The sequence below is a fragment of the Oceanimonas sp. MB9 genome, assembly GCF_011319775.1.
Lineage (GTDB): Bacteria > Pseudomonadota > Gammaproteobacteria > Enterobacterales > Aeromonadaceae > Oceanimonas > Oceanimonas doudoroffii.
Window position 1 is genome coordinate 345800 of record NZ_VFBE01000009.1, and the last position, 25468, is coordinate 371267.

The 25468-nt window shown below is 62.2% G+C and carries 23 protein-coding genes and 2 riboswitches; of the genes, 10 read left to right on the top strand and 13 right to left on the bottom strand.

The genetic code is table 11. The features are described 5' to 3' along the window. Positions 1-4 precede the first annotated feature (4 nt). Positions 5-1411, bottom strand: coding sequence for a YfcC family protein (locus OJHNALOF_RS13005; RefSeq protein WP_206063703.1), 1407 nt, complete (start codon positions 1409-1411; stop codon positions 5-7). Positions 1412-1456: 45 nt separating this feature from the next. Next, the gene (locus tag OJHNALOF_RS13010; RefSeq protein WP_206063704.1) at positions 1457-2683 is read right to left on the bottom strand and encodes a M20 aminoacylase family protein; all 1227 of its coding nucleotides are present in this window, start codon (positions 2681-2683) and stop codon (positions 1457-1459) included. A gap of 110 nt (positions 2684-2793) precedes the next feature. On the opposite strand from OJHNALOF_RS13010, the gene OJHNALOF_RS13015 reads away from it, so the two are divergent. After that, positions 2794-3738 carry a LysR substrate-binding domain-containing protein gene (locus OJHNALOF_RS13015; protein ID WP_094198809.1) on the top strand — a complete coding sequence of 315 codons (945 nt, stop codon included), beginning with the start codon at positions 2794-2796 and terminating at the stop codon, positions 3736-3738. Between the two features lie 27 nt (positions 3739-3765). Here the strand turns inward: OJHNALOF_RS13015 and OJHNALOF_RS13020 are convergent, their stop codons facing one another. Genes OJHNALOF_RS13020 through OJHNALOF_RS13030 form a run of 3 tightly spaced genes read right to left on the bottom strand, consistent with a single transcriptional unit; the run spans position 3766 to position 6730 of the window. Beyond that, a complete protein-coding gene (locus OJHNALOF_RS13020; RefSeq protein ID WP_094198810.1) occupies positions 3766-4026 on the bottom strand; it encodes a DUF1289 domain-containing protein in 261 nt (86 codons plus the stop codon). Between the two features lie 49 nt (positions 4027-4075). After that, complete coding sequence (locus OJHNALOF_RS13025; RefSeq protein ID WP_165662275.1) at positions 4076-5350, bottom strand: FAD-binding oxidoreductase; 1275 nt, start codon at positions 5348-5350, stop codon at positions 4076-4078. A gap of 15 nt (positions 5351-5365) precedes the next feature. Continuing rightward, a complete protein-coding gene (locus OJHNALOF_RS13030; protein WP_165662276.1) occupies positions 5366-6730 on the bottom strand; it encodes a glutamine synthetase family protein in 1365 nt (454 codons plus the stop codon). Between the two features lie 215 nt (positions 6731-6945). Here OJHNALOF_RS13030 and OJHNALOF_RS13035 point away from each other — a divergent pair, with 215 nt between their 5' ends. The 7 genes from OJHNALOF_RS13035 to OJHNALOF_RS13065 all read left to right on the top strand — a co-directional run bounded on the left by OJHNALOF_RS13035 (position 6946) and on the right by OJHNALOF_RS13065 (position 14405). Then, entirely contained in the window at positions 6946-8304 is a 1359-nt protein-coding gene (locus OJHNALOF_RS13035) for a glutamine synthetase family protein (protein ID WP_370462326.1), read from the top strand. Between the two features lie 30 nt (positions 8305-8334). Beyond that, positions 8335-9708 (top strand): aspartate aminotransferase family protein, encoded by a 1374-nt coding sequence (locus tag OJHNALOF_RS13040; RefSeq protein WP_165662277.1) that lies wholly within the window; start codon positions 8335-8337, stop codon positions 9706-9708. Between the two features lies 1 nt (position 9709). Next, positions 9710-10816: an extracellular solute-binding protein gene (locus tag OJHNALOF_RS13045; RefSeq protein WP_165662278.1), complete on the top strand. Its 1107-nt coding sequence runs from the start codon at positions 9710-9712 to the stop codon at positions 10814-10816. 164 nt (positions 10817-10980) lie between these two features. Then, positions 10981-12102, top strand: a complete 1122-nt coding sequence (potG, locus tag OJHNALOF_RS13050) for a putrescine ABC transporter ATP-binding subunit PotG (protein WP_165662279.1) — start codon at positions 10981-10983, stop codon at positions 12100-12102. Positions 12103-12112: 10 nt separating this feature from the next. Then, a complete protein-coding gene (gene potH, locus OJHNALOF_RS13055) occupies positions 12113-13003 on the top strand; it encodes a putrescine ABC transporter permease PotH (RefSeq protein WP_094198816.1) in 891 nt (296 codons plus the stop codon). 3 nt (positions 13004-13006) lie between these two features. Then, complete coding sequence (gene potI, locus OJHNALOF_RS13060; RefSeq protein ID WP_094198817.1) at positions 13007-13852, top strand: putrescine ABC transporter permease PotI; 846 nt, start codon at positions 13007-13009, stop codon at positions 13850-13852. Between the two features lie 10 nt (positions 13853-13862). Further along, positions 13863-14405, top strand: a complete 543-nt coding sequence (locus OJHNALOF_RS13065) for a cupin domain-containing protein (RefSeq protein WP_094198818.1) — start codon at positions 13863-13865, stop codon at positions 14403-14405. Here the strand turns inward: OJHNALOF_RS13065 and OJHNALOF_RS13070 are convergent. Next, positions 14402-14950 (bottom strand): cupin domain-containing protein, encoded by a 549-nt coding sequence (locus tag OJHNALOF_RS13070; protein ID WP_094198819.1) that lies wholly within the window; start codon positions 14948-14950, stop codon positions 14402-14404. The two genes, OJHNALOF_RS13065 and OJHNALOF_RS13070, sit on opposite strands and share 4 nt — an antisense overlap. A gap of 157 nt (positions 14951-15107) precedes the next feature. Here OJHNALOF_RS13070 and ald point away from each other — a divergent pair, with 157 nt between their 5' ends. Then, positions 15108-16250, top strand: a complete 1143-nt coding sequence (gene ald / locus OJHNALOF_RS13075; protein ID WP_094198820.1) for an alanine dehydrogenase — start codon at positions 15108-15110, stop codon at positions 16248-16250. A gap of 94 nt (positions 16251-16344) precedes the next feature. Here ald and lysC read toward each other — a convergent pair whose 3' ends face one another. Together lysC and argA are read right to left on the bottom strand one after the other, a co-directional pair. Next, positions 16345-17682, bottom strand: coding sequence for a lysine-sensitive aspartokinase 3 (gene lysC, locus OJHNALOF_RS13080; RefSeq protein WP_165662280.1), 1338 nt, complete (start codon positions 17680-17682; stop codon positions 16345-16347). Positions 17683-17751: 69 nt separating this feature from the next. Further along, positions 17752-17923, bottom strand: a riboswitch (Lysine riboswitch). Between the two features lie 68 nt (positions 17924-17991). Next, a complete protein-coding gene (gene argA, locus OJHNALOF_RS13085) occupies positions 17992-19329 on the bottom strand; it encodes an amino-acid N-acetyltransferase (protein WP_094198822.1) in 1338 nt (445 codons plus the stop codon). 277 nt (positions 19330-19606) lie between these two features. Here argA and nhaD point away from each other — a divergent pair, with 277 nt between their 5' ends. Next, a complete protein-coding gene (gene nhaD / locus OJHNALOF_RS13090; protein WP_165662281.1) occupies positions 19607-21049 on the top strand; it encodes a sodium:proton antiporter NhaD in 1443 nt (480 codons plus the stop codon). A gap of 49 nt (positions 21050-21098) precedes the next feature. On the opposite strand, the gene OJHNALOF_RS13095 is transcribed toward nhaD, so the two are convergent. From OJHNALOF_RS13095 to nagB, 5 genes are all read right to left on the bottom strand, one after another. Beyond that, positions 21099-21665, bottom strand: a complete 567-nt coding sequence (locus OJHNALOF_RS13095; RefSeq protein WP_094198824.1) for a TMEM165/GDT1 family protein — start codon at positions 21663-21665, stop codon at positions 21099-21101. Positions 21666-21689: 24 nt separating this feature from the next. Next, positions 21690-21864, bottom strand: a riboswitch (yybP-ykoY riboswitch). A 45-nt stretch (positions 21865-21909) separates the two neighbouring features. After that, entirely contained in the window at positions 21910-22227 is a 318-nt protein-coding gene (locus OJHNALOF_RS13100) for a translation initiation factor (protein WP_165662282.1), read from the bottom strand. Further along, positions 22224-23438: an ROK family transcriptional regulator gene (locus OJHNALOF_RS13105; protein WP_165662283.1), complete on the bottom strand. Its 1215-nt coding sequence runs from the start codon at positions 23436-23438 to the stop codon at positions 22224-22226. The genes OJHNALOF_RS13100 and OJHNALOF_RS13105 overlap by 4 nt, the downstream gene beginning before the upstream one ends. Further along, on the bottom strand, positions 23435-24577 hold the full coding sequence (nagA, locus tag OJHNALOF_RS13110) for an N-acetylglucosamine-6-phosphate deacetylase (protein ID WP_165662284.1): 1143 nt from the start codon (positions 24575-24577) through the stop codon (positions 23435-23437). The genes OJHNALOF_RS13105 and nagA overlap by 4 nt, the downstream gene beginning before the upstream one ends. Positions 24578-24580: 3 nt before the next feature. Then, positions 24581-25384 (bottom strand): glucosamine-6-phosphate deaminase, encoded by an 804-nt coding sequence (gene nagB, locus OJHNALOF_RS13115; protein ID WP_094198828.1) that lies wholly within the window; start codon positions 25382-25384, stop codon positions 24581-24583. Positions 25385-25468 lie beyond the last annotated feature (84 nt).

Below are 25468 nucleotides of genomic sequence, written 5' to 3' on the forward strand. Positions count from 1 at the left end.
GTACTCAGTAACCCAGGTGGGCGGCAATCACCATCAAAACCCAGCAGAAGGCATAAATGGGCACCATGATGGGCACGATCACCGGCAGCCACTGGGCGTAGGAGACCCGCCCCAGTGCCAGCATGGCCAGGATGCCGCCGGCGGTGGGAATGAACAGGTTGGTCAGACCATCGCCGATCTGGAAGGCCGAGACCATCAGCTGCCGGCTCATGCCGATCAGATCCGCCAGCGGGATCAGTATTGGCATGGTGATCAGGGCCTGGGCCGAGCCGCTGGGAATAAACAGGTTGATGATGCCCTGAATAATGCTGGTCAGCACGGCGGCCAGGGCCACGGGCATGCCTTCCAGTACCGAGCTCAGTGATTTGACGATAGTGTCAATCACCCGGGCGTCCTGCAGAATCACCGGAATTGAGGCCGCCAGGCCAATCACCAGCGCGCCCGAGGTGACCGAGGAGGCCCCTTCCATCATGCGCTTGACCAGCTGGTTGGCGCTCATGCCCGCCGCCAGGCCGATGACGATGGCCATGATCAGAAAGACGGCGGAAATTTCTGTGATGTACCAGCCGCGGGTGAAGATCCCCGTCAGCAGGCTGATCAGGCCGATCAGAAAGATGCCGAGAATGGTCAGATCCTGGCGTGACAACCGGTATTCGTGCAATGCCTTGCTCATTTCGACCGGCTGCTCGTCATGAAACTCCATCCTGACCACGCGCAGGCAGATATAGGCCGCCAGCATGCTCAGCGAGCCCAGCACCATCAGGGTGCGCAGGCCCCAGCCCGAAAACAGCGGCAGCTCGCCAATGCTCTGGGCTATGCCCACGGTATAGGGGCTGATGGGTGACAGGGCAAAGCCGATGCCGATGCCGCCCACCGCCATGGTGACCCCCACCAGCCGGGAGCAGCCCACCGCCGCCGCCACCAGCACGCCCAGGGGCACCAGGGCGATGTTGTTTTCACCCCCCACGGCCACACCGAAGAAACCGTAGGTAAAGGTACCCAGCACGATGATCAGGTTACGGCTTCTGGTGCTGTTGCTGGCGCCCACCTTGTTGGCGGCCACGCCGATCATGTTTTCCAGCGCGCCCGTGCTCTGCAGCACATGAAAAAGGCCACCGGCGATAAACACGATAAACAGGAAGGGGGCGGCATTGATCATGCCCTGGGGAATGGCCAGAAACAGGTCAAAAAAGGGCAGCTTCTCCACCCCGGTCAGATACGCGAAGGTATCGGGAATGACCCGGCTTCTGCCATCGATCACTTCCCGGGCGAACTCGCCGGCGGGAATGATAAAGGTCAGCAGGTAAACCCCGACCAGCACCATGAAGATCAACACCATGGGATCGGGAAACTCGTTAAACCACCTGCGTTGCTTTTTATCGCTCCCGGCACGGGGGTGGGACTGGTTCATATGTCTCTCCTTGAAGATGAAATCGCTGGCAACGTAGGACGCACGTCAGGGCTGCGCGGGCTGGCCGAAATAACGGGCGACCAGGTTCACCAGAAAAGTGGCGGCGGTCTCCATGCAGTCGTCGTTGAAGTCGTAATGGGGGTTGTGCAGGCTGCAGGGGCCCAGCCGGGCACCGGCCTGGTGGCCGTTGTCGCCATTGCCGACCAGGAAGTAACAGCCAGGCACCTGCTCCAGAAAGTAGGCGCAGTCTTCGCTGCCGGTCAGGGGGGCGGTGGGGGCCTCGACACTGTCGTCACCGAACTGCTCCCGGGCGGTGTCTACCGCCAGCCGGGTCATGGCCGGATCGTTGATCAGCACCGGGTAGCCGCGCTGGTAGTCGATCTCGCACTGGCAGTCGAAGGCCGCCGCCTGAGCCTGGGCCAGGGTGCGGACACGGCGCTCCAGGGTGTCGCGCACGGCGGGATCCAGGGTGCGGATGCTGAGCTCCAGCTCGGCGGTGTTGGGGATCACGTTGGCGGCGCTGCCCGCCTGCATTTTGCCGACGCTGATCACCGCGACCTGGTTGGGATCCACGTTGCGGCCCACTATGCTCTGCAGGGCCAGCACGGTGGCGGCCGCTGGCAAGGTCGGGTCCTGGGACAGCTGGGGCAGGGCGCCATGGCCACCCTTGCCGATAAAGGTCAGTTTGGCGGTATCCGACGAGGCCATAAAGGCGCCTTCGCGAAAGCAGAGCCTGCCCACGGGCACACCGGGAAAGTTGTGCAGGGCAAAGAGGGCATCGCAGGGAAAGCGCTCGAACAGGCCTTCCTCAAGCATGCGCTGGGCACCGCCGCCGCCGCCCAACTCCTCGGCCGGCTGGAAAATCAGGGTCAGGGTGCCGCTGCCGGTCAGCCCCTGCTCCCGCTGGCGGCGGGCCATGGCTTCGGCCACGCCCAGCAGGATGGCGGTGTGGCCGTCGTGACCACAGGCATGCATTTTGCCATCCACCTGGCTGGCCCAGGGCAGGCCGGTGGCTTCCTGAATGGGCAGGGCATCCATGTCGGCACGCAGGCCCAGGCGAAGGCCAGTGCCGTCACCCCAGCGCAGCACCCCCACCACGCCGGTGACGGCAATGCCGGTATGCACCTCGTAGCCCCAGGTCCTGAGGCGATCGGCCACCAGCTGGCTGGTGGAGAACTCCTCAAACCCCAGCTCCGGGTGCTGATGGATCTGGCGGCGCCAGGCTTTCATCTGGTCGAGGTCTGGTTTGATGTCGATGTTCACTGTCGTCATAATACTCCCTGGCTGGTGGTTTCTGCGGCGGCGGGAAATAGTGTCAGCCATCAGCGATAGTGAAAAGGCAGAAAATTTTGCCTGGTGACAACTTTTGGTAATCATGTGATATGAAAGATCATCAGCTCAGGGCGCTGGTTAAGGTGGCCGAAGAAGGCTCTATTCGCGGAGCGGCCCGCTCCCTGCATCTGAGCCAGAGTGCACTGACCAAGGCGCTGCGGGAGCTGGAGGCCGATCTGGGCACTCAGCTGCTGATCCGCAGCTACCGGGGGGTTGAATTTACCCCCGCGGGCCAGACCTTGCTGACCCGGGCACGCCTGGCCTTGTCAACTCTGGACAGGGCGCGTGATGAAATTCGCTGGCTGCAGGGAGGCGCCGGGCTCAAGGTCACCGCGGCCATCACCACGGCCGTTGCCTCGACGGCCTTGCCGGCGGTGCTGAACGAGTTTGAGCGAGAGTTTCCGGACGTCAGCCTGCGGTTTATGGAAGGCATGCTGACCACGGTATTGCCCGGTCTGCTGGAAGGACAGCTCGACTTTGCCATTGCCGTGGCCGAGCCGGAACAGCTGCCCTATGAGATCGCCTTCGAGCCTCTGACCCGTATCTTTTCCGAGCCGGTGGCACGGGAAGGACATCCGTTACTGGCCGCGACCGACTGGTCACAGATGGCGGATGCCCGCTGGGTGCTGAACCTGACCACCGGCAGTTCGGCCCAGCAGCTGGTGAACTGGCTCGATACCCAGAAGGTGTCGCTGTCACAGCGTATTGTGCATTGTGATTCGCCCTTGCTGATGGTGGAGTTGATCCGCCGTACCGATCTGGTGGGCTTTGGCCCGCGGGTATTTTTTGAGGATCCGCTGTCCGGTTGCGGACTGTCCTGTTTTGATTCTCTGCCCAGGTTTCCGGCTCACGCGCTGGGCTTGCTTACCCTCAGGGGAGTACCGCTGAACCTGGGGGCGGAGCGTCTGGTCAGCCTGTTTCGACGCCGGATCACAGAACTGGAGCTGGCGCCCTCAGCCCCGAGCCGGGGGATAGACAGAGAGGAGAGTGAATAAGGTGTAGTGGCAAAGCGAGCTGAGCTATTACAGCGGCAGGCTATCCTGAGGTGGAGTGTGCTGTTGTTCAAGTTCCAGCTCCAGCTGTTTTTTACGGGCGGCGGCCAGCACCCGGCGCTTGCGATCCTGGCACAGACGGATCACGTCCCGGCGCTGGGCGGGGGTAAACTTGAGCCAGTTAAAACGCTCTTCACGGCTGCGAAAGCAGCCCTTGCAGTAACCCCTGTTGTTGACCTGGCAGACGCCGATGCAGGGGCTGGGTACATCAAAAAACTCCAGTTGCTCCATTGAGCCGCCTCCCTGTTACCGCCTTCACTGGAGCATATTCCGCTCACATTTACAACAGATCCCGCAGCCGGTACCAGGCCATGGCCAGCACCAGTGCCGGGGTGCGCAGCAGCCGGCCGCCGGGAAAGTCGCGGTGGGGTATGCGGGAAAACAGATCGAAACGCTCGGCGCTGCCGGCAATGGCGTCGGCCATCAGGCTGCCGGCCATGCCGGTGAGGGCAATGCCATGGCCGGAAAACCCTTGCGCAAAATACACATTGCCGTTCAGCCGGCCAAAGTGGGGAGCCCGGTTCATGGTAATGCCCACATAGCCGCCCCAGGTGTATTGCTGCTTGACCCCTTCCAGCTGCGGGAACACATGGCGCAGGCGCTTGCCCATGGAGGCCGCCAGGTTCACCGGATCCAGGCCCGAGTAGCTGACCCGGCCACCAAACAGCAGCCGGTGGTCGGCGCTCAGGCGAAAATAATCGAGCACAAAATTGATGTCGGCTACCGCCATGTTGTTGGTAATCAGGGCGTTGGCCCGCTCCTCGCCCAGGGGCTCGGTGGCGGTGATATAGGTGCCCACCGGCATGATCTTGCGCTCAATGTCGGGGGCGATGCCGTCGAGGTAGGCGTTGCCACACAGTAGCAGGTGACGGCAGCGCACCACGCCATACGGAGTGTGCACCACCGGGTGTTCGCCCTGCTCAATGCGGGTGGCGGGGGTGTACTCAAAGAATTGCGCGCCGGCCTCGGCGGCGGCTTTCGCCAGCCCCAGGGTGTAATTAAGCGGGTGCACATGGCCGCTGGCGGCGTCATAGAGGCCGCCGAGATAGGCATCGGTGCTCATGTGCTCGCGCACTCGCTCTTGGCTCCACATTTCCAGCGAGTCGTAGCCATAATCCTTGCGCAGGCTGTCGGCCCAGTGCTCCAGCTCTTTCATGTGCCTGGGCTTGACTGCCGTATGCAGGTGGCCGTCTGCCAGATCGCACTGAATGTCATGCTGATCGATGCGCCGGCGCATTTGCGTGAGGGATTCCACCGAGATATCCCATAGCTGCCGGCTGATGGTGTCGCCCACCAGCTTTTTAAGGGTGGGCTGCTCGCAGGCATAGCCAAAAATCATCTGTCCACCGCTGCGGCCCGAGGCACCCCAGCCGACCCGGCGGCTTTCCAGCACCGCCACGCTGTACCCCCGTTCGGCAAGATTGAGCGCGGCGGCACAGCCGGTGATGCCGCCCCCTACAACGCACACGTCCACCTCCAGGTTGTCGTGCAGGGTGGGATGCTTTGGCGCCGGGTGGGCGGAGGCGGCGTAATAGGAATCGGCGTGTGGCTGCATAAAGGCTCCTAAATCCTAAACCAGGTGCTGATACCACTGGTATTCCAGCGGCGTCACGTGTTGATCGAATTCGGCCAGCTCAAAGCGCTTGTTGATAAGGTAGGCCCGGTGAAACTCCTTGCCCAGGTATTGCGACAGCCGGTGTGACTGGGCAAAGCGGTCCAGGGCGCTTTGCCAGCGGTAGGGCAGCAACGGCAAATCCAGCTTGTTGGCATCGCCCTGAATGGGGGCGGGTGGGTGCAATTGCTCGGTCAGGCCGTGATCCACCGCGGCAAGGATGGCCGCCACCACCAGGTAGGGGTTGGCGTCGGCGCCGGCCACCCTGTGCTCCAGCCGGGTATTGGCCGGATCGCCGGACGGAATGCGCACCGCCACGGTGCGGTTGTCAAAGCCCCAGCTGGCGTGCAGGGGCACATACATATGGGGTTGCAGCCGGCGAAAGGAGTTGGCATTGGGGGCAAACAGCGCCATCGACTCCGGCAGCATGCTGAGGGTGCCGGCAATGGCCTGGCGCAGCAATTCGTGATCGCCGGCAAACACATTGTTGCCGTCGTCGTCGAGCAGGCTGACGTGAATATGCATGCCGGAGCCGGTCTGTCCGTTATAGGGCTTGGCCATAAAGGTGGCGTACATGCCCTGCTTGATGGCGATGGCCTTGATCGCCCGCTTGAGCAGAATGGCCTGATCGCAGGCGGCCACGGCGTCGTGCTGATGGGCCAGGTTGATTTCAAACTGGCCCGGGGCGTATTCGGCCACGGCGTTGTCGGCGGGAATGCGCTGCAGTTTGCACACCTCGGCCACCTGCACCAGAAAGTCCTCCCAGCTGTCGAGATCGTCCAGGGAATACACCTGAGTGTCGTGCATGCGCTCGTCGGTACCGGGCAGAATGGGGGCCTGGGGCAGGCCGTCGGCGCCTTCCTTTTGATCCACCAGATAGAACTCCAGCTCCACCGCCACACAGGGGTGCAGCCCCTTTTCCTGGAGCCGGGTAAGTACGCCCTGCAGCACATGGCGCGGATCCGCAAAGAAGGGGCTGCCGTCCAGATCTTCCATGGTCATCATGATCTGCCCGGACGGGGTCTTGTGCCAGGGTACCGGTGCCAGGGTGTGGGGCAGCAGCCGGCAGGTGCGGTCGCTGTCCCCTTGCGCCAGGCCCATGCCGGTTTCCTCCACCGTCTGGCCGGTAATGTCGAGGGCAAACACCGAGGCGGGCAGGCTGACGCCCTGCTCCAGGGCCTTTTCAAAGGCGCTGGTCTGAATACGTTTGCCGCGGATCACGCCGTTGATGTCGCACAGCATGAGATCGACGGACTGAAATTCCGCCCAGGGCGGGCTGGCGTCGGAATGGGCGGCGCGGGGCCGGTTGCGGGCTTTGGTCATGGGGCTGTCCTTAAAGGCTGATGCACGTCTTCCCTGTGGGTGCATGGCTGCACAACTGTTTAATATCAACGAAATATTGTTAAATTTTAACCGGGTCTGTTTAGTGTGGCAAAAAGGCCGTTTTTTTCTTGCCCGTTATCTATGTCTATGTCTAGCATACTTTTACACCAATATGGACTATGCTGACGAGTGTGTTTTTCACCCAGAGCTTCACTATGAGTGTTCAAGATCCTGAAAATCGCAATATGGAGTGGCTGCGCCAATGGATGCAGCAGCATGCCATCACCGAGGTGGAATGCCTGTTGCCCGACTTTACCGGCAATGCCAGGGGCAAGATACTGCCGGCCAGCAAGTTTCTGAAAGAAGGTGGCATGCGTCTGCCCGACAATATCTTTCTGCAGACCGTGAACGGTGACTGGCCCGACGATGACAACATCGACTGGACCGAACGCGACATGGAGCTGCATGCCGACATCAACACGCCCCGGCTGGTGCCCTGGGCCAGCGAACCGACCGCCCAGGTGATCCACGATTGCTTTGACAGTGACGGCAACCCGGTGGAAATCGCCCCGCGCAGCGTGCTGCGTCGCGTGCTCAAGCTGTATGAAGAGCGGGGCTGGCGCCCGGTGGTGGCGCCGGAGCTGGAGTTCTTTCTGGTCAAGAAAAACGAAGACTGGGACTACCCCCTGGAGCCGCCCATCGGTCGCAACGGCCGGCCGGAGACCGCCCGCCAGTCGTTCAGCATCGATGCGGTCAACGAGTTCGATCCCATCTTTGAGGAAATGTACGACTTCTGCGAGGCCCAGGAGCTGGAAGTGGATACCCTGATCCATGAGTCGGGGGCGGCGCAGATGGAGGTGAACTTCATTCATGGCGACGCCCTGGATTTGGCGGACCAGGTGTTTCTGTTCAAGCGCACCATGCGCGAGGCGGCCATGCGCCACAACGTGTATGCCACCTTTATGGCCAAGCCGATGAAAAACGAGCCCGGCAGTGCCATGCATATTCACCAGAGCCTGGTAGACGTTGACGGCAACAACCTGTTCGCCAACCCGGACGGCAGCCACAGCGAGCTGTTTCTGCACTTTATCGGCGGCATGCAGCGCTACATTCCCAGCGCTGTGGCGCTGTTCGCCCCCAACGTCAACTCCTATCGCCGGCTAGCCTTTGGCGACTCGGCGCCGCGCAACATGGCCTGGGGCGAAGACAACCGCACCGTGGGCCTGCGGGTGCCGCGCTCGGAGCTGGCCGACAGGCGCATTGAGAACCGTTTTGCCGGCGCCGATGCCAACCCTTATCTGGCGCTGGCGGCCAGCCTGGCCTGCGGTTACCTCGGCATGGTCCATGGCCTGCCGCCTACCGAGCAGGTGGAAGGCAGCGCCTACAACATGCCCTTTGGCCTGGCCCGCAGCCTGGAGGAGGCGTTGCTGGAGCTGGAACAGTGCGAGGAGCTGAAGCAGATCCTGGGGCCGCGCTTTGTAAATGCCTTTATTGCGGTCAAGCGCAAGGAATACGAGGCCTTCTTTACCGTGATCAGCGCCTGGGAGCGGGAGTTTCTGCTGCTGAACGTGTAGCACGTTAACCATGTCGACAGGGAGTTGAGCATGCCGGAGTCAAACAAGGAAGCACTGCAGCGGCTGGATGCGGCCCATCACCTGCATCCGTTCACCGACGGTCGGGCCTTGCAGCAAAAGGGCACACGAGTGATCGAGCGGGGCGAGGGGGTCTACCTGTGGGACGCCGACGGCAACCGCATTCTTGACGGCATGGCCGGGCTCTGGTGCGTCAACCTGGGCTACGGCCGGCAAGAGCTGATCGAGGCGGCCTGCGCCCAGCTGCGGCAGCTGCCTTACTACAACCTGTTTTTTCAGACCACTCATCCGCCGGCGGCAAGGCTTGCCGCCACCCTGGCCGGGCTGCTGCCCGGCGATTTGCACCACTTGTTTTTTACCGGCTCCGGCTCCGAGTGCAACGACACCGTCGTGCGCATGGTGCGCCACTTCTGGGCCGAGCGGGGCCGGCCCGAACGACGGGTTATCATCAGCCGCCACAATGCCTATCACGGCTCCACCCTGGCCGGGGCGTCCCTGGGCGGCATGAAACCCATGCATGGCCAGGGGGGCTTGCCGCTGCCCGACATGGTGCATATCGACCAGCCCTACCACTTTGGTGAGGGGCGAGACACCGATCCCCACGCCTTCGGCCTGGAGCGGGCGCGGCAGCTTGAGCGAAAAATTCTGGCGCTGGGTCCGGAGCGAGTGGCGGCCTTTATCGGCGAGCCCGTGCAGGGTGCCGGTGGTGTGATCATTCCCCCCGACGGCTACTGGCCGGAAATTCAGCGCATTTGCCAAAAGTACGACGTCCTGCTGGTGATGGATGAAGTGATCTGCGGCTTTGGCCGCACCGGCCACTGGTTTGCCAGTGAGTATTACGGTCTGACGCCGGATCTGCTGTGCATGGCCAAGGGCATCACGTCGGGCTACCAGCCCCTGGGCGCCGTGGCGGTGGGTGACAGAGTGGCGGAAACACTGATCAACGGCGGCGAGTTCTTTCACGGCTTTACTTATTCGGGGCATCCGGTGGCCTGCGCCGTGGCCCAGGCCTGCATCGAGGTGATGCAGCGGGAGCAGGTCGTCGAGCGGGTGCGTGACGATATCGGCCCCTACCTGCAGCGGCGCTGGGCCAGCCTGGGTGATCATCCCCTGGTGGGAGAAACCCGGGGGGTGGGGCTACTGGCGGCGCTGGAGCTGGTGGCCGACCAGGCCACCCTGCAACGTTTTCCCACAGACACCGGTGCCGGCCTTATCTGCCGCGAACACTGTTTTGAACAGGGACTGGTGATGCGGGCGGTGGGCGACACCATGATCATCTCGCCACCCCTGGTGATCACTCACGAGCAGGTGGACGAACTCGTGGAAAAGGCCCGACGCGCCCTGGATTTGACCCTCTCTACCCTCAGCAACCAACAAGGAAAGTAACATGACGCCACATGCTAAGTTGAACACCGGCCTGCTGGCCGCCGGTGTGGTCCTGGCCCTGAACGCACAGGCCCAGGAGCCGCCACAGGTCAATTTCTACAACTGGTCGGACTATATTGCCGAGAACACCCTGGCCAATTTCACCGAGCAAACCGGCATTGCCGTGACCTATGACGTGTTTGACTCCAACGAGGTACTGGAGGCCAAGCTGCTTGCCGGCAACACCGGCTTTGATGTGGTGGTGCCCACCGGCGACTTTATGGGACGGCAGATCCAGGCTGGGGCCTTCCTGCCCCTGGACAAGTCCAAACTGCCCAATTACGACAACCTGGATCCGCGTATCATGGCGTTGCTGGAAGACAAGGATCCCGGCAACCAGTTTGGTATTCCCTATTTATGGGGTACCACCGGCATCGGCTATAACGTCGACAAGGTCAGGGAAGCCCTGGGTGAGGATGCCCCGGTGGGCTCCTGGGATCTGGTGATGAAGCCGGAAAACCTGGAAAAGCTGGCCCAGTGCGGCGTGGCCTTTCTCGATGCGCCCACCGAAATCTTTGCCGCCGCCCTTAACTATCAGGGCCTGGACCCCAACAGCACCAATCTGAGTGATTACCGTGGCCCGGCCACCGAGCTGATGATGAAGCTTCGGCCCCATATCACCTATTTCCACTCGTCCAAGTACATCAACGATCTGGCCAACGGCGATATCTGCGTGGCGGTGGGCTGGTCCGGCGACATACTGCAGGCGCGGGATCGGGCCGACGAGGCGGGCAGGGGGGTGCAGGTGGCTTATCGCATTCCCAAGGAAGGTGCGCTGATGTGGGTGGACATGTTGACCATTCCCAAGGACGCCAACCACCCGGACAACGCCCACAAGCTGATTAACTACCTGCTTAAGCCGGAGGTGATCGGTGAGGTGTCCAACTACGTGGCCTACGCCAATCCCAACAAAAACGCCAATGAGTTTGTGGATGCGGAAATACTGAACGACCCGGGCATTTACCCCAGCCAGGAAGTGGCGGACAAGCTGTATACCGCCAAGCTGCTGCCGCAAAAGGTAAACCGGGCCATTACCCGTGCCTGGACCCGGGTCAAGACCGGTAAGTAAGCAGGTTTGCAGTAAAAAAGGCAGGCGCAGGAGGGGCTACTTGCGTCTGCCCGGGGTATTCCTTGTCATGCCCGCTTGGGTGGTTGGCTGAATGGACTCCCGCCCGCGCGGAGTGACAAGGTCTTAAGCAATAAAGAAGTAGGGCAAGCAACACGGAGGCAAGCATGCCGGAACAGGAACAACCGGTCAGTACGGAAACGACGCCCTTTCTGGAATTGCGGGGCGTCAGCAAATTCTATGACGGGCAGCCGGCGGTGGATGACGTCAGCCTGCAAATCCCCCGGGGGGAAATTTTTGCCCTGCTCGGGGCCTCGGGCTGTGGCAAGTCGACCCTGCTGCGCATGCTGGCCGGCTTTGAGCCGCCCAGCCGGGGCGAGATCTTTCTCGACGGGGTCGACATTGGCGAGGTGCCGCCCTATGACAGGCCCATCAACATGATGTTTCAGTCCTATGCGCTGTTTCCCCACATGACGGTGGAAGCCAATATCGCCTTTGGCCTGAAGCAGGACAAGCTGCCCAGGGCCGAGATCGCCAGCAGAGTGGCGGAAATGCTCAGGCTGGTGCACATGGAAGACTATGCCAAACGCAAGCCCCACCAGCTCTCCGGAGGTCAGCGGCAGCGGGTGGCGCTGGCCCGCAGCCTGGCCAAACGGCCCAAGCTGCTGCTGCTGGACGAGCCCATGGGCGCGCTCGACAAAAAGCTCAGGGAAGAAATGCAGCTGGAGCTGGTGAACATCATCGAGAGTGTGGGCGTGACCTGCGTCATGGTGACCCACGATCAGGAAGAGGCCATGACCATGGCCGGGCGCATCGCCATCATGAACAAGGGTCGGCTGGTGCAGGTGGGTGAGCCGCTGGATGTGTATGAATACCCCAATTGCCGTTTCAGCGCCGAGTTTATCGGCTCGGTCAATGTGTTTGAGGGCGAGTTGACCCGCAATGAGGCCGACAGTGCCCTGATCCGCTGTGCCGATCTGGCGCAGCCGCTGCAGATCAACCACGGCGTGTCCATCGGTGAAGGGCTGCCCATCATGATAGCGGTGCGTCCGGAAAAGATGCAGCTGACCCTGAGTGAGCCGGCCCAGGCCAACAACCGGCTGTCCGGCATCGTGGACGAGATTGCGTATCTCGGGGATGTGTCCATCTATCACGTGCGCCTGTCCTCGGGCAAACGCATTCTGGCCACCCTGCCCAATGTCGACCGGCACAGACGCAACAGCCCCACCTGGGGTGACAGCGTGCATTTGAGCTGGCAAGCGGACAGCTGCGCCGTGCTGATGACCTGAGGAGGTGACGATGAAACGGCTTGGAACCGCCACCGGCCAGCGGCTGGTGATCGCACTGCCCTATGCCTGGCTGCTGCTGTTTTTTCTGGTGCCCTTTTTGATCGTGTTCAAGATCAGCCTGTCGGAAGCGGCCTTGTCCATTCCCCCTTACAGCGCCTTGCTGAGCATGGTCGACGAGCAGCTGCAGATCGTGCTCAACTTCGGCAACTACCTGTTTCTGCTGAGTGACAGCCTGTACATTCAGTCCTACCTGCAGTCCCTCAAGGTGGCCAGCATTTCCACCCTGCTGTGCCTGCTGATTGGCTTTCCCCTGGCCTGGGCCATCGTGCATTCCCGGCCGTCGACCCGCAATGTGCTGTTGATGCTGGTGATATTGCCGTCCTGGACCTCGTTCCTGATTCGGGTGTACGCCTGGATGGGCATTCTCGGCAACACCGGCTTTCTCAATAATGCCTTGATCTGGCTGGGCGCCATCGAGCAGCCCTTGCAAATTCTCAATACCAACACCGCCGTTTATATCGGCATTGTCTATGCCTATCTGCCCTTTATGGTGCTGCCGCTCTATACCGCGCTGATGCGGCTGGATTATTCCCTGGTGGAGGCGGCGGCGGATCTGGGAGCCCGGCCCATGACCACGCTGTTTACGGTGATCGTGCCCCTGGTCAAGGGCGGCATTATTGCCGGGGCCATGCTGGTGTTTATTCCCGCGGTGGGGGAGTTCGTGATTCCCGAGCTGCTTGGCGGCCCCGACACCCTGCTCATTGGCCGAGTGCTGTGGCAGGAATTCTTCAACAACCGGGACTGGCCGGTGGCGGCGGCGGTGGCCAGCGTGATGCTGTTGCTGCTGATGGTGCCCATCATGTGGTTCCATCGCATTCAGCGCAGAGAAATGGAGGGCTGAGCCATGAACAATATTCCCGTCAGCCGCTCCTGGGCGCGGCCGCTCATTCTCTGGCTGGGTTTTGGCTTTCTTTACGCCCCCATGCTGCTGCTGATCGTTTACTCCTTTAACAGCTCCCGGCTGGTGACCGTGTGGGCCGGCTGGTCCACCAAATGGTATGGCGAGCTGCTGGCCGACGACATGATGATGCAGGCGGTGGGGCTCAGCCTGACCATTGCCTTTTTTGCCGCCAGCACCGCCGTGGTGCTGGGCACGGTGGCGGGGTTTGTGCTGACCCGCATCGGCCGTTTTCGCGGCGAGAACGGCTTTGCCTTTATGATCACCGCGCCCCTGGTCATGCCCGAGGTGATCACCGGGCTGTCGCTGTTGCTGCTGTTTGTGGCCATGGGCGATTGGCTGGGCTGGCCGGCCCAGCGGGGCATGAGCACCATCTGGATTGCCCATGTCACCTTCTGTACCGCCTATGTGGCGGTGGTGGTGAGTTCCCGGCTGCGGGAGCTCGACCGCTCCCTGGAGGAAGCCGCCATGGATCTGGGGGCGCGGCCGCTTCGTGTGTTCTTTGTCATTACCCTGCCGATCATCGCCCCGGCCATTATCGCCGGCTGGCTGCTGGCCTTTACCCTGTCCCTGGACGATCTGGTGATCGCCAGCTTTGTGTCCGGGCCCAACGCCACCACCCTGCCCATGGTGGTGTTTTCCAGCGTGCGCCTGGGGGTGAGCCCCAAGATCAACGCCCTGGCCACCATCATTATCGTGATCGTATCGTTGGTGACCTTTGTGGGCTGGTGGCTGATGGCCCGGGCCGAAAAGCGCCGGGCTCAGGAAGCCGCCGCCGCCCGTGCGGCCTGAGGAGGGAACGATGGACTTGCCGGAACGCCTGAAATGGCTGCGCGGACAGCACGGCCTGACCCAGCGGGAGCTGGCCCGTCGCGCCGGAGTCAGCAACAGCCTGATCTCGCAAATTGAGCAGGCCGCGGTCAATCCGTCGGTGGCCACCCTCAAGCGGGTGCTGGATGGCTTTCCCATCTCCATGGGGGCGTTTTTCAGCCTGGAACGGCGCTGTGGTCGGCAGGTGTTCTTTCGCGCCGGTGAGCTAGTGGAGTTTGGCAGCAACGGCGTCACCATGTGGCTGGTGGGGCCGCTGACCGGCGAACGCAAGCTGGCGCTGCTGCGAGAATGCTATCCGCCCGGCGCCGATACCGGCCCGGAGATGCTCAGCAACGAGGCGGAAGAGGCCGGCCTGGTGCTGCGCGGCGAAATCGAAATCACCGTGGGGGAAGAGTGCCGAGTGCTGAAGGCCGGCGATGGCTATTATTTCGACACCCATCAGCCCCACCGCTTTCGCAACCTGGGCTCCGAAGTATGCGAGCTGGTGTCGGCGGCCACGCCACCGACGTTTTAAAGTGCCTTGGGCTGGCTGGCGGAGACGATATACAGCTCGTCTTCGCCGATATTGATAAAACGGTGGGGCTCGGTGCTGTCGAAGTAGTAGCCGTCGCCCGGGCCCAGCTCAAAGCGGCGTTCACCCACCTGCAGCTGCAATTGTCCGGTAATGACCACGCCGCATTCCTGGCCCGGGTGGCTGAGCAGGTCGGGGCCGGTATCGGCGCCGGGGGGCATGGTTTCCCGCAGCAGGGTGATGTGACGATCGGGAAAGCGGCCGCCGACCAGGCGATAGCCGATGTCGCCGGTGCCGCGCTCGGGCTGATCTTCGGCCCGGTACACCACCGGGTGATCGGCACCAACGGCGTCTTCGTCGGCAAAGAAGTCCGCCAGGGTCATGGGAAAACCGTCGAGCAGCTTCTTCAGTGAGCCGATGGACGGGCTGACCAGGTTTTTTTCCACCTGGGAGATAAAGCCGTTGGTCACGCCAGAGCGCTTGGCCAGCTCCCGCTGGGACAGTTTTGCCTGCAGGCGTATGGTCTTGAGGCGCTGTCCAATGTCCATGGGGCCGGGTTCTCCTGGGGTTCGTTTGAATATTTAAGGACGGAAAAGCACAATCATGCTCCAGCTTCTATAACAGAAGAAAGGGCAAGGCAGGCTGGAGCAACAAGGTTGCAGGCTGCATTCTACTCTAAAACACGCGGCCAGACAGGGGGTGAACATGGATATCGCTGTACCCAGAGAAATCAAGAACCACGAATACCGGGTGGGCATGACGCCGGGGGGCGTGCACGAGCTGACCCGGGCCGGACACCGAGTACGGGTGGAAAGCGGCGCCGGGGCAGGGGTGGGCTTTTCCGATGAGCAATACGCCGCCGCCGGTGCCGAGCTGGTGAGCGACGTGGAGGCGCTCTTTGCCGGCGCCGAGCTCATCGTCAAGGTCAAGGAGCCCCAGCCCGAGGAGTACCGGCGGCTCAAGCCCGGTCAGGTGCTGTTTACCTATCTGCATCTGGCCCCAGACGAAGCTCAGACCAAAGGCCTGCTGGCCTCGGGCTGTACCGCCATCGCCTACGAAACCGTCACCGATGCTCAGGGCGGTCTGCCGTTGCTGGCGCCGATGAGCGAGGTGGCCGGTCGCATGGCGGTGCAGGCCGGCGCCCACTGCCTGGAAAAGGCCCAGGGCGGGCGAGGGGTGTTGCTTGGCGGCGTGCCCGGCGTGCTGCCGGCCCGCGTGCTGGTGCTGGGCGGCGGCGTGGTCGGCATTAATGCCGCGCGCATGGCCATGGGGCTGGGGGCGGACGTGACCATTTTCGACAAGTCACTGGCCCGGCTGAAGGAGCTGGATGCCCTCTACGGCCCTCGGCTCAAGACCCTGTATTCCACCGCCGATGCCATTGAAGCAGAGCTGGCCCGGGCCGATCTGGTGATTGGGGCCGTGCTGATACCCGGCGCCTCGGCGCCCAAGCTGGTGACCCGAGCCATGCTGAAAAAACTGCCGCGAGGGGCGGTGCTGGTGGACGTGGCCATCGATCAGGGCGGCTGTTTTGAAACCAGCAAGCCCACCACGCATCAGCAGCCCACCTTTGAGGTGGATGGTGTGGTGCACTATTGCGTGGCCAACATGCCCGGCGGTGTGGCGCGTACCTCCACCCTGGCACTGACCAACGCCACCCTGCCCTTTGTGCAGGCCCTGGCCAACAAGGGGTGGCGCCGAGCCCTGAGTGACAATGCGCACCTGGCTGAGGGACTCAATGTGCATAACGGCAAGGTGGTTTATCAAGCGGTGGCCGAAGCACATCAGCTTCAACATGTGCCGCTGGAGCAGGTGCTGATGGAGACGGTCGGAGATGGCAGCGATATTTGAGTGAGCGCTACCGTCCTCAAGAGAGTTTGGGGGGATGAGGCAACAAAAAAGCGGCGTTGCATTCGGCAACGCCGCTTCGTTAATGCGATCGGCGTTACGCCGGCAGCAACTCCTGGTGCAGATCGGCGATCACCTGGTTGGCGTTGGTTTCATCCACCAGGAAGCAGAAGTTGTGGGGGCTGGCGCCGTAGCAGATCATGCGAATATTGACCTCGTTCACCGCCTGGAACACTCGGCTGGCGGTGCCGCCGGCCTCGCTCATGCGGTTGCCAATCAGTGCTACCAGTGCCAGGCCTTCTTCCACCTTGAGGTGACAGTGTTTGGCCAGTTCGTCCTGCACTTCCTGGGTCAGCAGCTCGGCGCCGGCGTCCAGGGTCAGCGACACGCTGATCTCCGAGGTGGTGATCAGATCCACCGAAATCTTGTGCTTGGCCAGAATGCCGAATACCTCGGCCAGAAAACCATGCGCCTGAAACATGCTCTGGCTGGTCAGGGTCAGCAGCACCTGATTGCGGCGCAGGGCCAGGGCTCGAAACAGCGGCTGGCTGGGGGTGGTGTTGCGAATCCAGGTGCCGCCTTCTTCCGGCGCGCGGCTGGAGCCCACGAACACCGGGATCTGGCAGCGCACCGCCGGCTGCAGGGTGGCCGGGTGCAGTACCTTGGCGCCAAAGGTGGCCATTTCCGAGGCTTCGCTGAAGCTGATTTCGGGAATGGCGCGGGCCTCGCTCACCAGGCGCGGATCCGTGGTGTAGATGCCGGGCACGTCGGTCCAGATTTCCACGGCGGCGGCGTTCAGCGCCTCTCCCAGCAGGGCGGCGGAATAGTCGCTGCCGCCCCGTCCAAGGGTGGTGGTACGGCCGTCGGGGGCGGCGCCGATGAAGCCTTGCGTCACCACCAGCTGCTTGGCGCACAGGGGCTTGAGTTCTTTTTCCACTTCCGCCTTGAGGGTAGCCAGATCCGGCGCGGCACGACCAAAGCGATCGTCGGTACGCATCACCTTGCGCACGTCAAACCAGACCGCATCGGTGCCACGACGGCGCAGCAGCTCCACAAACAGGCGGGTCGACATCAGCTCCCCCTGGGCCACGATTTCGTCGCCGATGGCCTTGGTCGGGCTGATGGCGGCGCCGTCGGCCAGCTCCTTGATGTGGTTGAGAATGTCCTCGATGTGCCGGGTCAGCATCTCGGGACGCTCAAGGCTGTCGAGAATGCGATGCTGAATGGCGGACAGTTGCTGCAGCATGTCCGTGCGCTCTTCCGGGCCGTGACTGCCCGAGGCCAGTGCCACCAGCAGGTTGGTTACGCCGGAGCTGGCGCTCAGCACCGCCAGCCGGGTACCGGTATTGTTTTCAAGAATGGCGGCACAACGGCTCATGGCATCGGCGTCGGCAACGCTGGTTCCACCGAATTTGGCTACAACGGGTTGGTTCAAGGCAAGCTCCTTGCTTTGCTGAAAAAATTGAAACAACGGGGGGAACGACTGCGAAGACATATGGAAAGGTCATCAGGAAGCACTCCACCCAACAGGTGACAGCCCGAAGGATTCAGCCTTCGCAGCCGACCACCACCGTCAAGCCACCGGTGGCAATCTCGGCGTTGTTCCCCTGACCGGCGATCTGTGGAGTGGCGACTCCTTCTGCCGGCTGCCTGAACAACGCGCCTCTTCTCATTGGCCACGGGCACACGTCCCGGGCGGCCCTATAACTACTGATTTAACGTGACAGTGTCAATGATTAATTGGTCAGACCTTCAGATTCAGGTCCTTGAGCATGATCTTGGATCGGCGCTGAAAGTTGTACAGTTTCTGCTTGCCCATGGGCAGGGCGCTGACGTCCACCGGCTCAAAGCCGCGCTCCCTGAACCAGTGAATGGAACGGGTGGTCAGAATAAACAGCCGGCTCATGCCGCGCTTGCGGGCCTGCTCCTCAATCTTGTTCAGCAGCATGTCGCCACGGCTGCCCTTGCGGTAATCGGGGTGAATGGCCACGCAGGCCATTTCCGCCATGCCCTCCTCGGGAAAGGGATAGAGGGCGGCGCAGCCGATGGTGGCCCCGTCCTTTTCGATAATGGTGAACTGATCGATCTCCATTTCCAGCTGTTCCCGGGAGCGGCGCACCAGTATGCCTTCCTCTTCCAGCGGCCGAATCAGGTCGAGAATGCCGCCGATGTCGTCAATGCTGGCCTGACGGGCCTGCTCGGCACTTTCGCTGACGATCTGGGTGCCCAGGCCGTCACGGGTGAACAGCTCCTGGATCAGGGCGCCGTCTTCCTTGTAGCTCACCAGATGGCTGCGGGGCACGCCGCCCCGGCAACTGGAGATGGCCGCACGCAGGTAGCGGGCGGTGCCCGACAGGCTTTCCCCTTCTTCCAGCAAGCGTTGCAGGTGGGCTTCGGCCTGCTCGGGAAACAGTTCGGCAATGGCCACGCCGTCTTCATCCAGCACGCCGCGCTGGGAGCAGAACCCGATCAGCTTGTCGGCCTTGAGCTCAATGGCCAGCCGGCGGGCCAGTTCTTCCGATGACAGATTGAAGCTTTCACCGGTTACCGAAAACCCGATGGGGGAGATCAGCACGGTGGCGCCGTTGGCCAGCTGATGGTGAATGGTGTCGGTATGAATGCGGCGCACCCGGCCCGAATGAATGTAGTCGACGCCGTCATCCACCCCCAGGGGCTGGGCAATGACGAAGTTGCCGGTTACCACGTTGATGCGGGCGTTCTGCATGGGCGTATTGATAAGCCCCATCGACAGCCGGGCGGTAATGTCCATCTGCAGGCCGCCGCACACGTCCTTGATCACGCGAAAGCTGGGCTCGTCGGTGACCCGGGTGTGTTTGTGAAACACGCCGCTGAGTCCGGCCTCGCTCAGCCCCCGATCGATTTGCGGGCGGGCACCAAACACGATCACCAGCCGAATGCCGAGGCTGGTGAGCAGCGCGATATCGCTGACGATATTGGGAAAGTTTTCCTGATCGATGGCCTCGCCACCCAGCATGATGACAAAGGTGGAGCCCCGGTGCAGATTGACATAGGGGCTGGATTGACGGAACGCCTTGACCAGGGCGGCATCATTTTCGCGCACGTACTTGTCCTTGGTAACCTGAAAAACACGACACCATCATCGTGAAAAATAATGCAAAAAACAAGACTAAATATTTACTTTGTGGCGTCGGGTTTGGGTTTCGTATAACACCACCACGGCCCAGTGAGGTGCCAAAACTGCGAACCGGGGCAAGAAACCGGTCAGCCCGAAGGGCGGTGCTTATGATAGCCTTTTCAAGGGCTTCGCGTTGCCCGCGAACGTGCCCGTAACTATAGCCAAGATCATAAAAATCACTATTACAAAAGCGAGAATAACAATGACAAGGAAATGGAGTCTGTGTGCGGCCATGATGGCCGTGCTGGCCAGTCCTGCGGCGCTGGCCGCGACCGGGCAGCTGGATCTGACCGGCTCGGTCTGGGGCCTGCTGGCGCTGGCGATCTTCACGGTCGCTTACCTGCTGGTGACCGCGGAAGAATACCTTCACCTGCGCAAGTCGATACCGGTGTTGGTGGCGGCTGGTATCATATGGGTACTTATCGGCTGGATCTACATGCAGCAGGGCATACCCGGCGTCACCGAAGCAGCCTTTCGCCACAATTTGCTTGAATATGCAGAATTGTTGCTGTTCCTGCTGGTGGCCATGACCTATATCAACGCCATGGAAGAGCGGCGGCTGTTTGATACCCTGCGGGCCTGGATGATACGCCGGGGCTTCAGCTACAAGGCACTGTTCTGGCTGACCGGCTTTCTGTCGTTTTTTATCTCTCCCATCGCCGACAACCTGACCACGGCACTGCTGATGTGCGCCGTGGTGACCAAGGTGGCGGAAGGAGACAAGCGCTTTATCAATCTCTGCTGCATCAATATCGTGATCGCCGCCAATGCAGGCGGCGCCTTCAGCCCTTTTGGCGACATTACCACCCTGATGGTATGGCAGGCGGGCATCGTCAAGTTCAACGAGTTCTTTATTCTGTTCGTTCCGGCCCTGGTCAACTATCTGGTGCCGGCCCTGGCGATGAATTTCTTTATCGAAAACCGCAAGCCCGCCGCCCGTTATGAAGAGGTTGATCTCAAGCGCGGGGCCATTCGCATCGTGTTGCTGTTTTTGCTCACCATCGCCTCGGCGGTGGCCTGTCACAGCCTGCTGCACCTGCCGCCGGTGCTGGGCATGATGACGGGCCTGGGTTATCTGCAGTGCTTTGGTTACTTCCTGCGGCGCACCCTGCCGAGTTCGCTGGCGCGCAAACGGGCGCTGGCCATCAAGCGGGGCGATGACGAGGCGCTCAAGCGCCTCGGCAGCGTGGTGCCCTTTGATGTGTTCAGCCGGGTGGCCCGGGCCGAGTGGGACACCCTGCTGTTTTTCTACGGGGTGGTGATGTGCGTGGGGGGCCTGGGCTACATGGGGTATCTGGCGTTGATGTCGGATCTGCTTTACAACAGCTGGGACGCCGTGTACGCCAACATTACTTTGGGGGTGCTGTCGGCCATCATCGACAACATTCCGGTGATGTTTGCGGTGCTCACCATGCAGCCGGAAATGTCCCACGGCAACTGGTTGTTGATCACCCTGACCGCCGGCGTGGGCGGCAGCCTGTTGTCCATCGGCTCCGCCGCCGGGGTAGCGCTGATGGGGCAGGCGAGGGGCATGTACACCTTTGCCGGCCACCTGAAGTGGGCGCCGGTGATCGCTCTCGGCTACGTCGCCAGTATTCTGGTGCACCTGTGGCTGAACAGCGAAAGCTTTAACGTTTACGGCTGACGGCAAAGGGCCCCGCCCGGCGGGGCTCCTTCTTTAGCAGGACGAGGCGTCAGGACCAGGGCCACCATAGTGTGGTCACGCCCAGTACCAGGAAGATCAGTGCGCTGGCGCCATGTATCCAGTGCATGGGCAAGCGCCCGGCGCCCTTGTGGCCGGCCAGTACCGCCGGCAGGTTGGCCACCATCATGCCCAGGGTGGTGCCGGCCACCACCAGCCAGAACTCATCCACAAACCGGGCCGCCAGCAGGGTGGTGGCGATCTGGGTCTTGTCACCGATCTCCGCCAGGAAAAACAGCACAAAGGTCGCCACAAAGGGCCCCAGGCGGTAAAAGCGACTGTCTTCGTCGTCGGCCTTGTCGGGAATCAGCATCCAGGCCGCCATGGCGAAGAAGGACAGTGCCAGCAGCCAGCGCAGCCATTGCGGATCCAGCCAGGACTGTATCCATATTCCAACCGAGCCGGCGAGGGCGTGGTTGATTAGGGTGGCGAGAAAAATACCCCAGATAATGGGCAGGGGTTTTCTGAACCGGCAGGCCAGGATCAGGGCCAGCAACTGGGTCTTGTCGCCAATTTCGGCGATGGACACGGCCAGGGTCGAGGTGGTGAGGGCTTCCAAGAGTGTTTACCAAAGGGGACAGGATTATCGTTACCAATGAGCAGACGCCATGCCGCCCGTCCCCGGTATCGGCACTCGTCTGTCAAAGGTCTCGTCAAACCCCGAAAGGTCACGGCCACCATGGTGATTTTGCACCAACTATGTTGACGACCGTCTGCGGAATGGCTTCCGTTAGCGACTACTCCCCCTTGAGCAGGGAAATCGTATTTTAGTCATTTGGCCGGCAAGTTCAAGGCGGTTTCGCTTAGCCGCCGACCTGCTTCACGGTAAAACCGGCCTTTTCCAGCCATTGTTTTATCTGTTCGAGGCGATCGCCCTGAATTTCAATCACCCCCTTCTTGACCGCGCCGCCGGTGCCCAGCTGCTTTTTCAGCTTTTTGGCCACCTCGCCCACCCGTTCTGGGCCGATGCCATACACGCAAATCACCCCGGCGCCCTTGCGGCCCTTGGTTTCCCGGCGTAGGCGCACCACACCGTCGTTGGGAAACAGGCCGGGGCCGTCCTGGTCGCGGTCCTGCTGCGGTTGCCAGTCGGGATTGGTGCTGAAAACGATATTGCTCATGACTTTTGCTCCATAATGCGTTGCAGCAGTTCGCCTTCCAGCAGGCCGCGCTTGACCAGGGCGAGCCCGCCTATGGTCTGATCGTCCTGAAAGCGGGCGCGGATCAGCACCTGGCCCTGGTGAAAACCGGGCAGGGACTGATGGCGAATGGCCTTGTTGATAATGGGAAACACCAGCGACTCGGCCTCGCACAGGGCGCCGCTCAGCAGCACCCGTTGCGGGTTGAACAGGTTGATGACAATGGCCATGACCTGGCCCAGGCGTTCGGCGGCCTGGCACAGAATATTCACCGCCAGCCGGTCCTGCTCCAGCGCCGCCCGGCACAGTGCGCCCATGGTGAGCTCCTGCTCCGCCAGGCTGCTGTGATAGCCCTGATCCAGCATGTACCTGGCCTGACGCAGTAAGGCGGCGTCGGCCACCATGGTCTCCAGGCAGCCGAAGTTGCCGCAGTCGCAGCGTTCGCCCAGTGGATCCACATGTATATGGCCGATCTCGGCCACGTCCCGGCCCTGGCTCTTGAAGATGCGGCCTTCGGTGATAATGCCGGCGCCCACTCCGTGGTGCACGCTGACCAGCACCGAGTCCAGGCAATCCTGGGATGCGCCGTAATAATGCTCCGCCAGGGCCTGGGCGCGAATATCGTTGCCGATAAACACCGGCAGCCCCAGGCTGGCGCCCAGGCGTTCGGCCAGGGGCACTCCCGCCAGGGGGTAACAGGGGTGGGCCAGCACCCGGCCGGCCTGGGCATCGGTGAGGCCGGGCATTACCAGGCCCACCGCCATCAGCCGCAGCCCGGCCGCCTCATGCTGTATAAAGTCGGCAATGTGCCGGTGCAGCGCCGCCAGCAGCACGTCCTGCTCCCGGCGGGGAAACGGCAGCACATGGCGGGCATGGGCCCGGCCCGACAGATCGTACAGGGTCAGGCGCAGCTCTTCCCGGCCCAGTTTGACCGCCACCAGGTGAAAGGGATGGGTCACCGTGGTCAGGGAAATGGCGCGCCGGCCCCCGGTGGACGCCTGATGCTCCAGCTCTCGAATCAGTCCCTGCTCGAGCAGGGAGCGGGTGATCTTGGTGACGCTGGCCGGCGCCAGGTGGCTGAGTTCGGCGATGCGCACTCGGGAAATGGGGCCACGGCTGTCGATAAGCCGGTAGACGGCAGAGCAGTTGACCTGTTTGACCAGATCAACGTTGGCGATTTGCGCGCGGGTCATGATGAAGGCAGTCCGTTGACGTAGGTCGCGATGACATTAAAGGTTGTATCAAATGCTACCAGATTGGCCAGCCGGCCGGGAGTAGCGGTGCCGATATCAGCGTCAAGCCCCAGCATCTTAGCCGGGTTGCGGCTGGCCATGGCCAGGGCCTGTTCCAGGGACAGGCCCGCCTGCCGTACCAGGTTTTTCACCCCGTCGATCATGGTCAGCGCCGAGCCTCCCAGGGTGCCGTGCTCATCCACGCATTTGCCGTCCCGCACATAGACGGTGGCGCCGCAGAAGTCGAACCGCTCAAAGCCCGGCGGTGCACCGGCGGCGGCGGTGGCGTCGGTCACCAGACACAGGCGCTCGCCCAGCACCCTGTGGGCCAGGCGCACATTGGCGTAATGCACATGATGGCCGTCGGCAATAATGCCGGCGGCTACCCGGGGCGCGTCATAGACGGCCCCCACGGCGCCGGGCTGGCGGCCGTTGGCGGTGGGGGACATGGCGTTATAGAGGTGGGTGGCAAAGCCGATACCGGCGTCAAAGCCGGCCATGGCCTGATCATAGTCGGCGCCGGTGTGGCCCATGGCCAGGTGAATGCCGGCCTGGGCGAGCCGTCGCAGGTGGGCCGGGTTATTCACTTCGGGGGCCAGGGTGAGCATGGCGATGGCGTCGGCGTGTTCACACAGGAAGGTCAGCATGGGCTCGGTCAGCGGCCGAATCTGGGCCGCCGGATGAATGCCTTTGCGTGCCACATTGGTGTAGGGGCCTTCCAGGTGCAGCCCCGGTACCCGCCAGGGGTGGAGGGCCATGTAATCGCGCACCAGGGTCACCGCCCGGCGCATGTCGTCATCGGGGCTGGTGATCAGGGTGGGCAGGAAACTGGTGGTGCCCGACGCCAGGTTGGTGGCGTGCATGCGATCCAGGGTGGTGGCACTGATGGCATCGTTGAACATGACGCCGCCACAGCCGTTGAGCTGCAGATCGATAAAGCCGGCGCTGAGCACGGCGCCTTGCAGATCGGTGCGGGGCAGGCCGGCGTCCAGGTCGTGCTCGGGCACCAGGGCGGCAATGCGGTCGCCGTCGATAACCAGGGCGGTCTGGCGGTGCAGGCGCTCGCCGTCAAACAGGGTGCAGTGGGTGAGGGCGTGCATGGGTTACTCCGGGCAGGCAGACATGTCGGCTTCGCGTTGTTGAAAATAGCGCAGGGTACGCACCCTGAGCTCCAGGGTGGCATCGTCGTCACACAGGATAAGGCTGTTCGGGTGCAGTTGCAGCGCCGACACCGTCCACAGGTGATTGACCGGGCCTTCCACCGCCGCCTGCAGGGCCCGGGCCTTGTGGGCGCCGGTGACCAGCAGCATGATTTCCTCGGCTTCCATCAGGGTACCCACACCCACGGTCAGGGCCCGGCGCGGCACCTGGGCCGGGTCGTCGTTGAAGAAGCGGGCGTTGGCCCGGCGGGTGGCGTCGGTCAGGGTCATCACCCGCGTGCGTGAGGCCAGCGATGAGGCCGGCTCGTTAAAGGCGATGTGGCCGTCGCTGCCCACACCGCCCAAGAACAGGTTCACACCGCCGTAATGGCGAATGCGGTTTTCAAAACGGCGGCATTCGGCATCCAGATCCTCGGCGGTGCCGTTCAGCAGATGAATGTTGTCGGCGGGGATGTCTATCTGGCTGAACAGGTGCCGGTGCATAAAGGCGTGGTAGCTCTGCGGGTGGGATGGAGACAACCCCACATACTCATCCATGTTAAAGGTGACCACGTGACGAAAGCTGAGCGCGCCGGCCCGGTGCAGCCGCACCAGTTCCCGGTAGGTGCCCAGGGGCGTGCTGCCGGTGGGCAGCCCCAGCACAAAGGGGCGCTGGGCGCTGGGGCCATGGCGCTCGATGCGGGTGGCAATATGATGCGCGGCCCGGCGAGCGACCTGCTCGGCGTCGGCCAGGGGGATCAGACGCATGGGGTCAACCCTAACGGTAAAAAGAGCTTTTTATAATAAAGAAAGTGTCGTTGCCTTGCCACGGGCCCGGGGAACGATCATGGC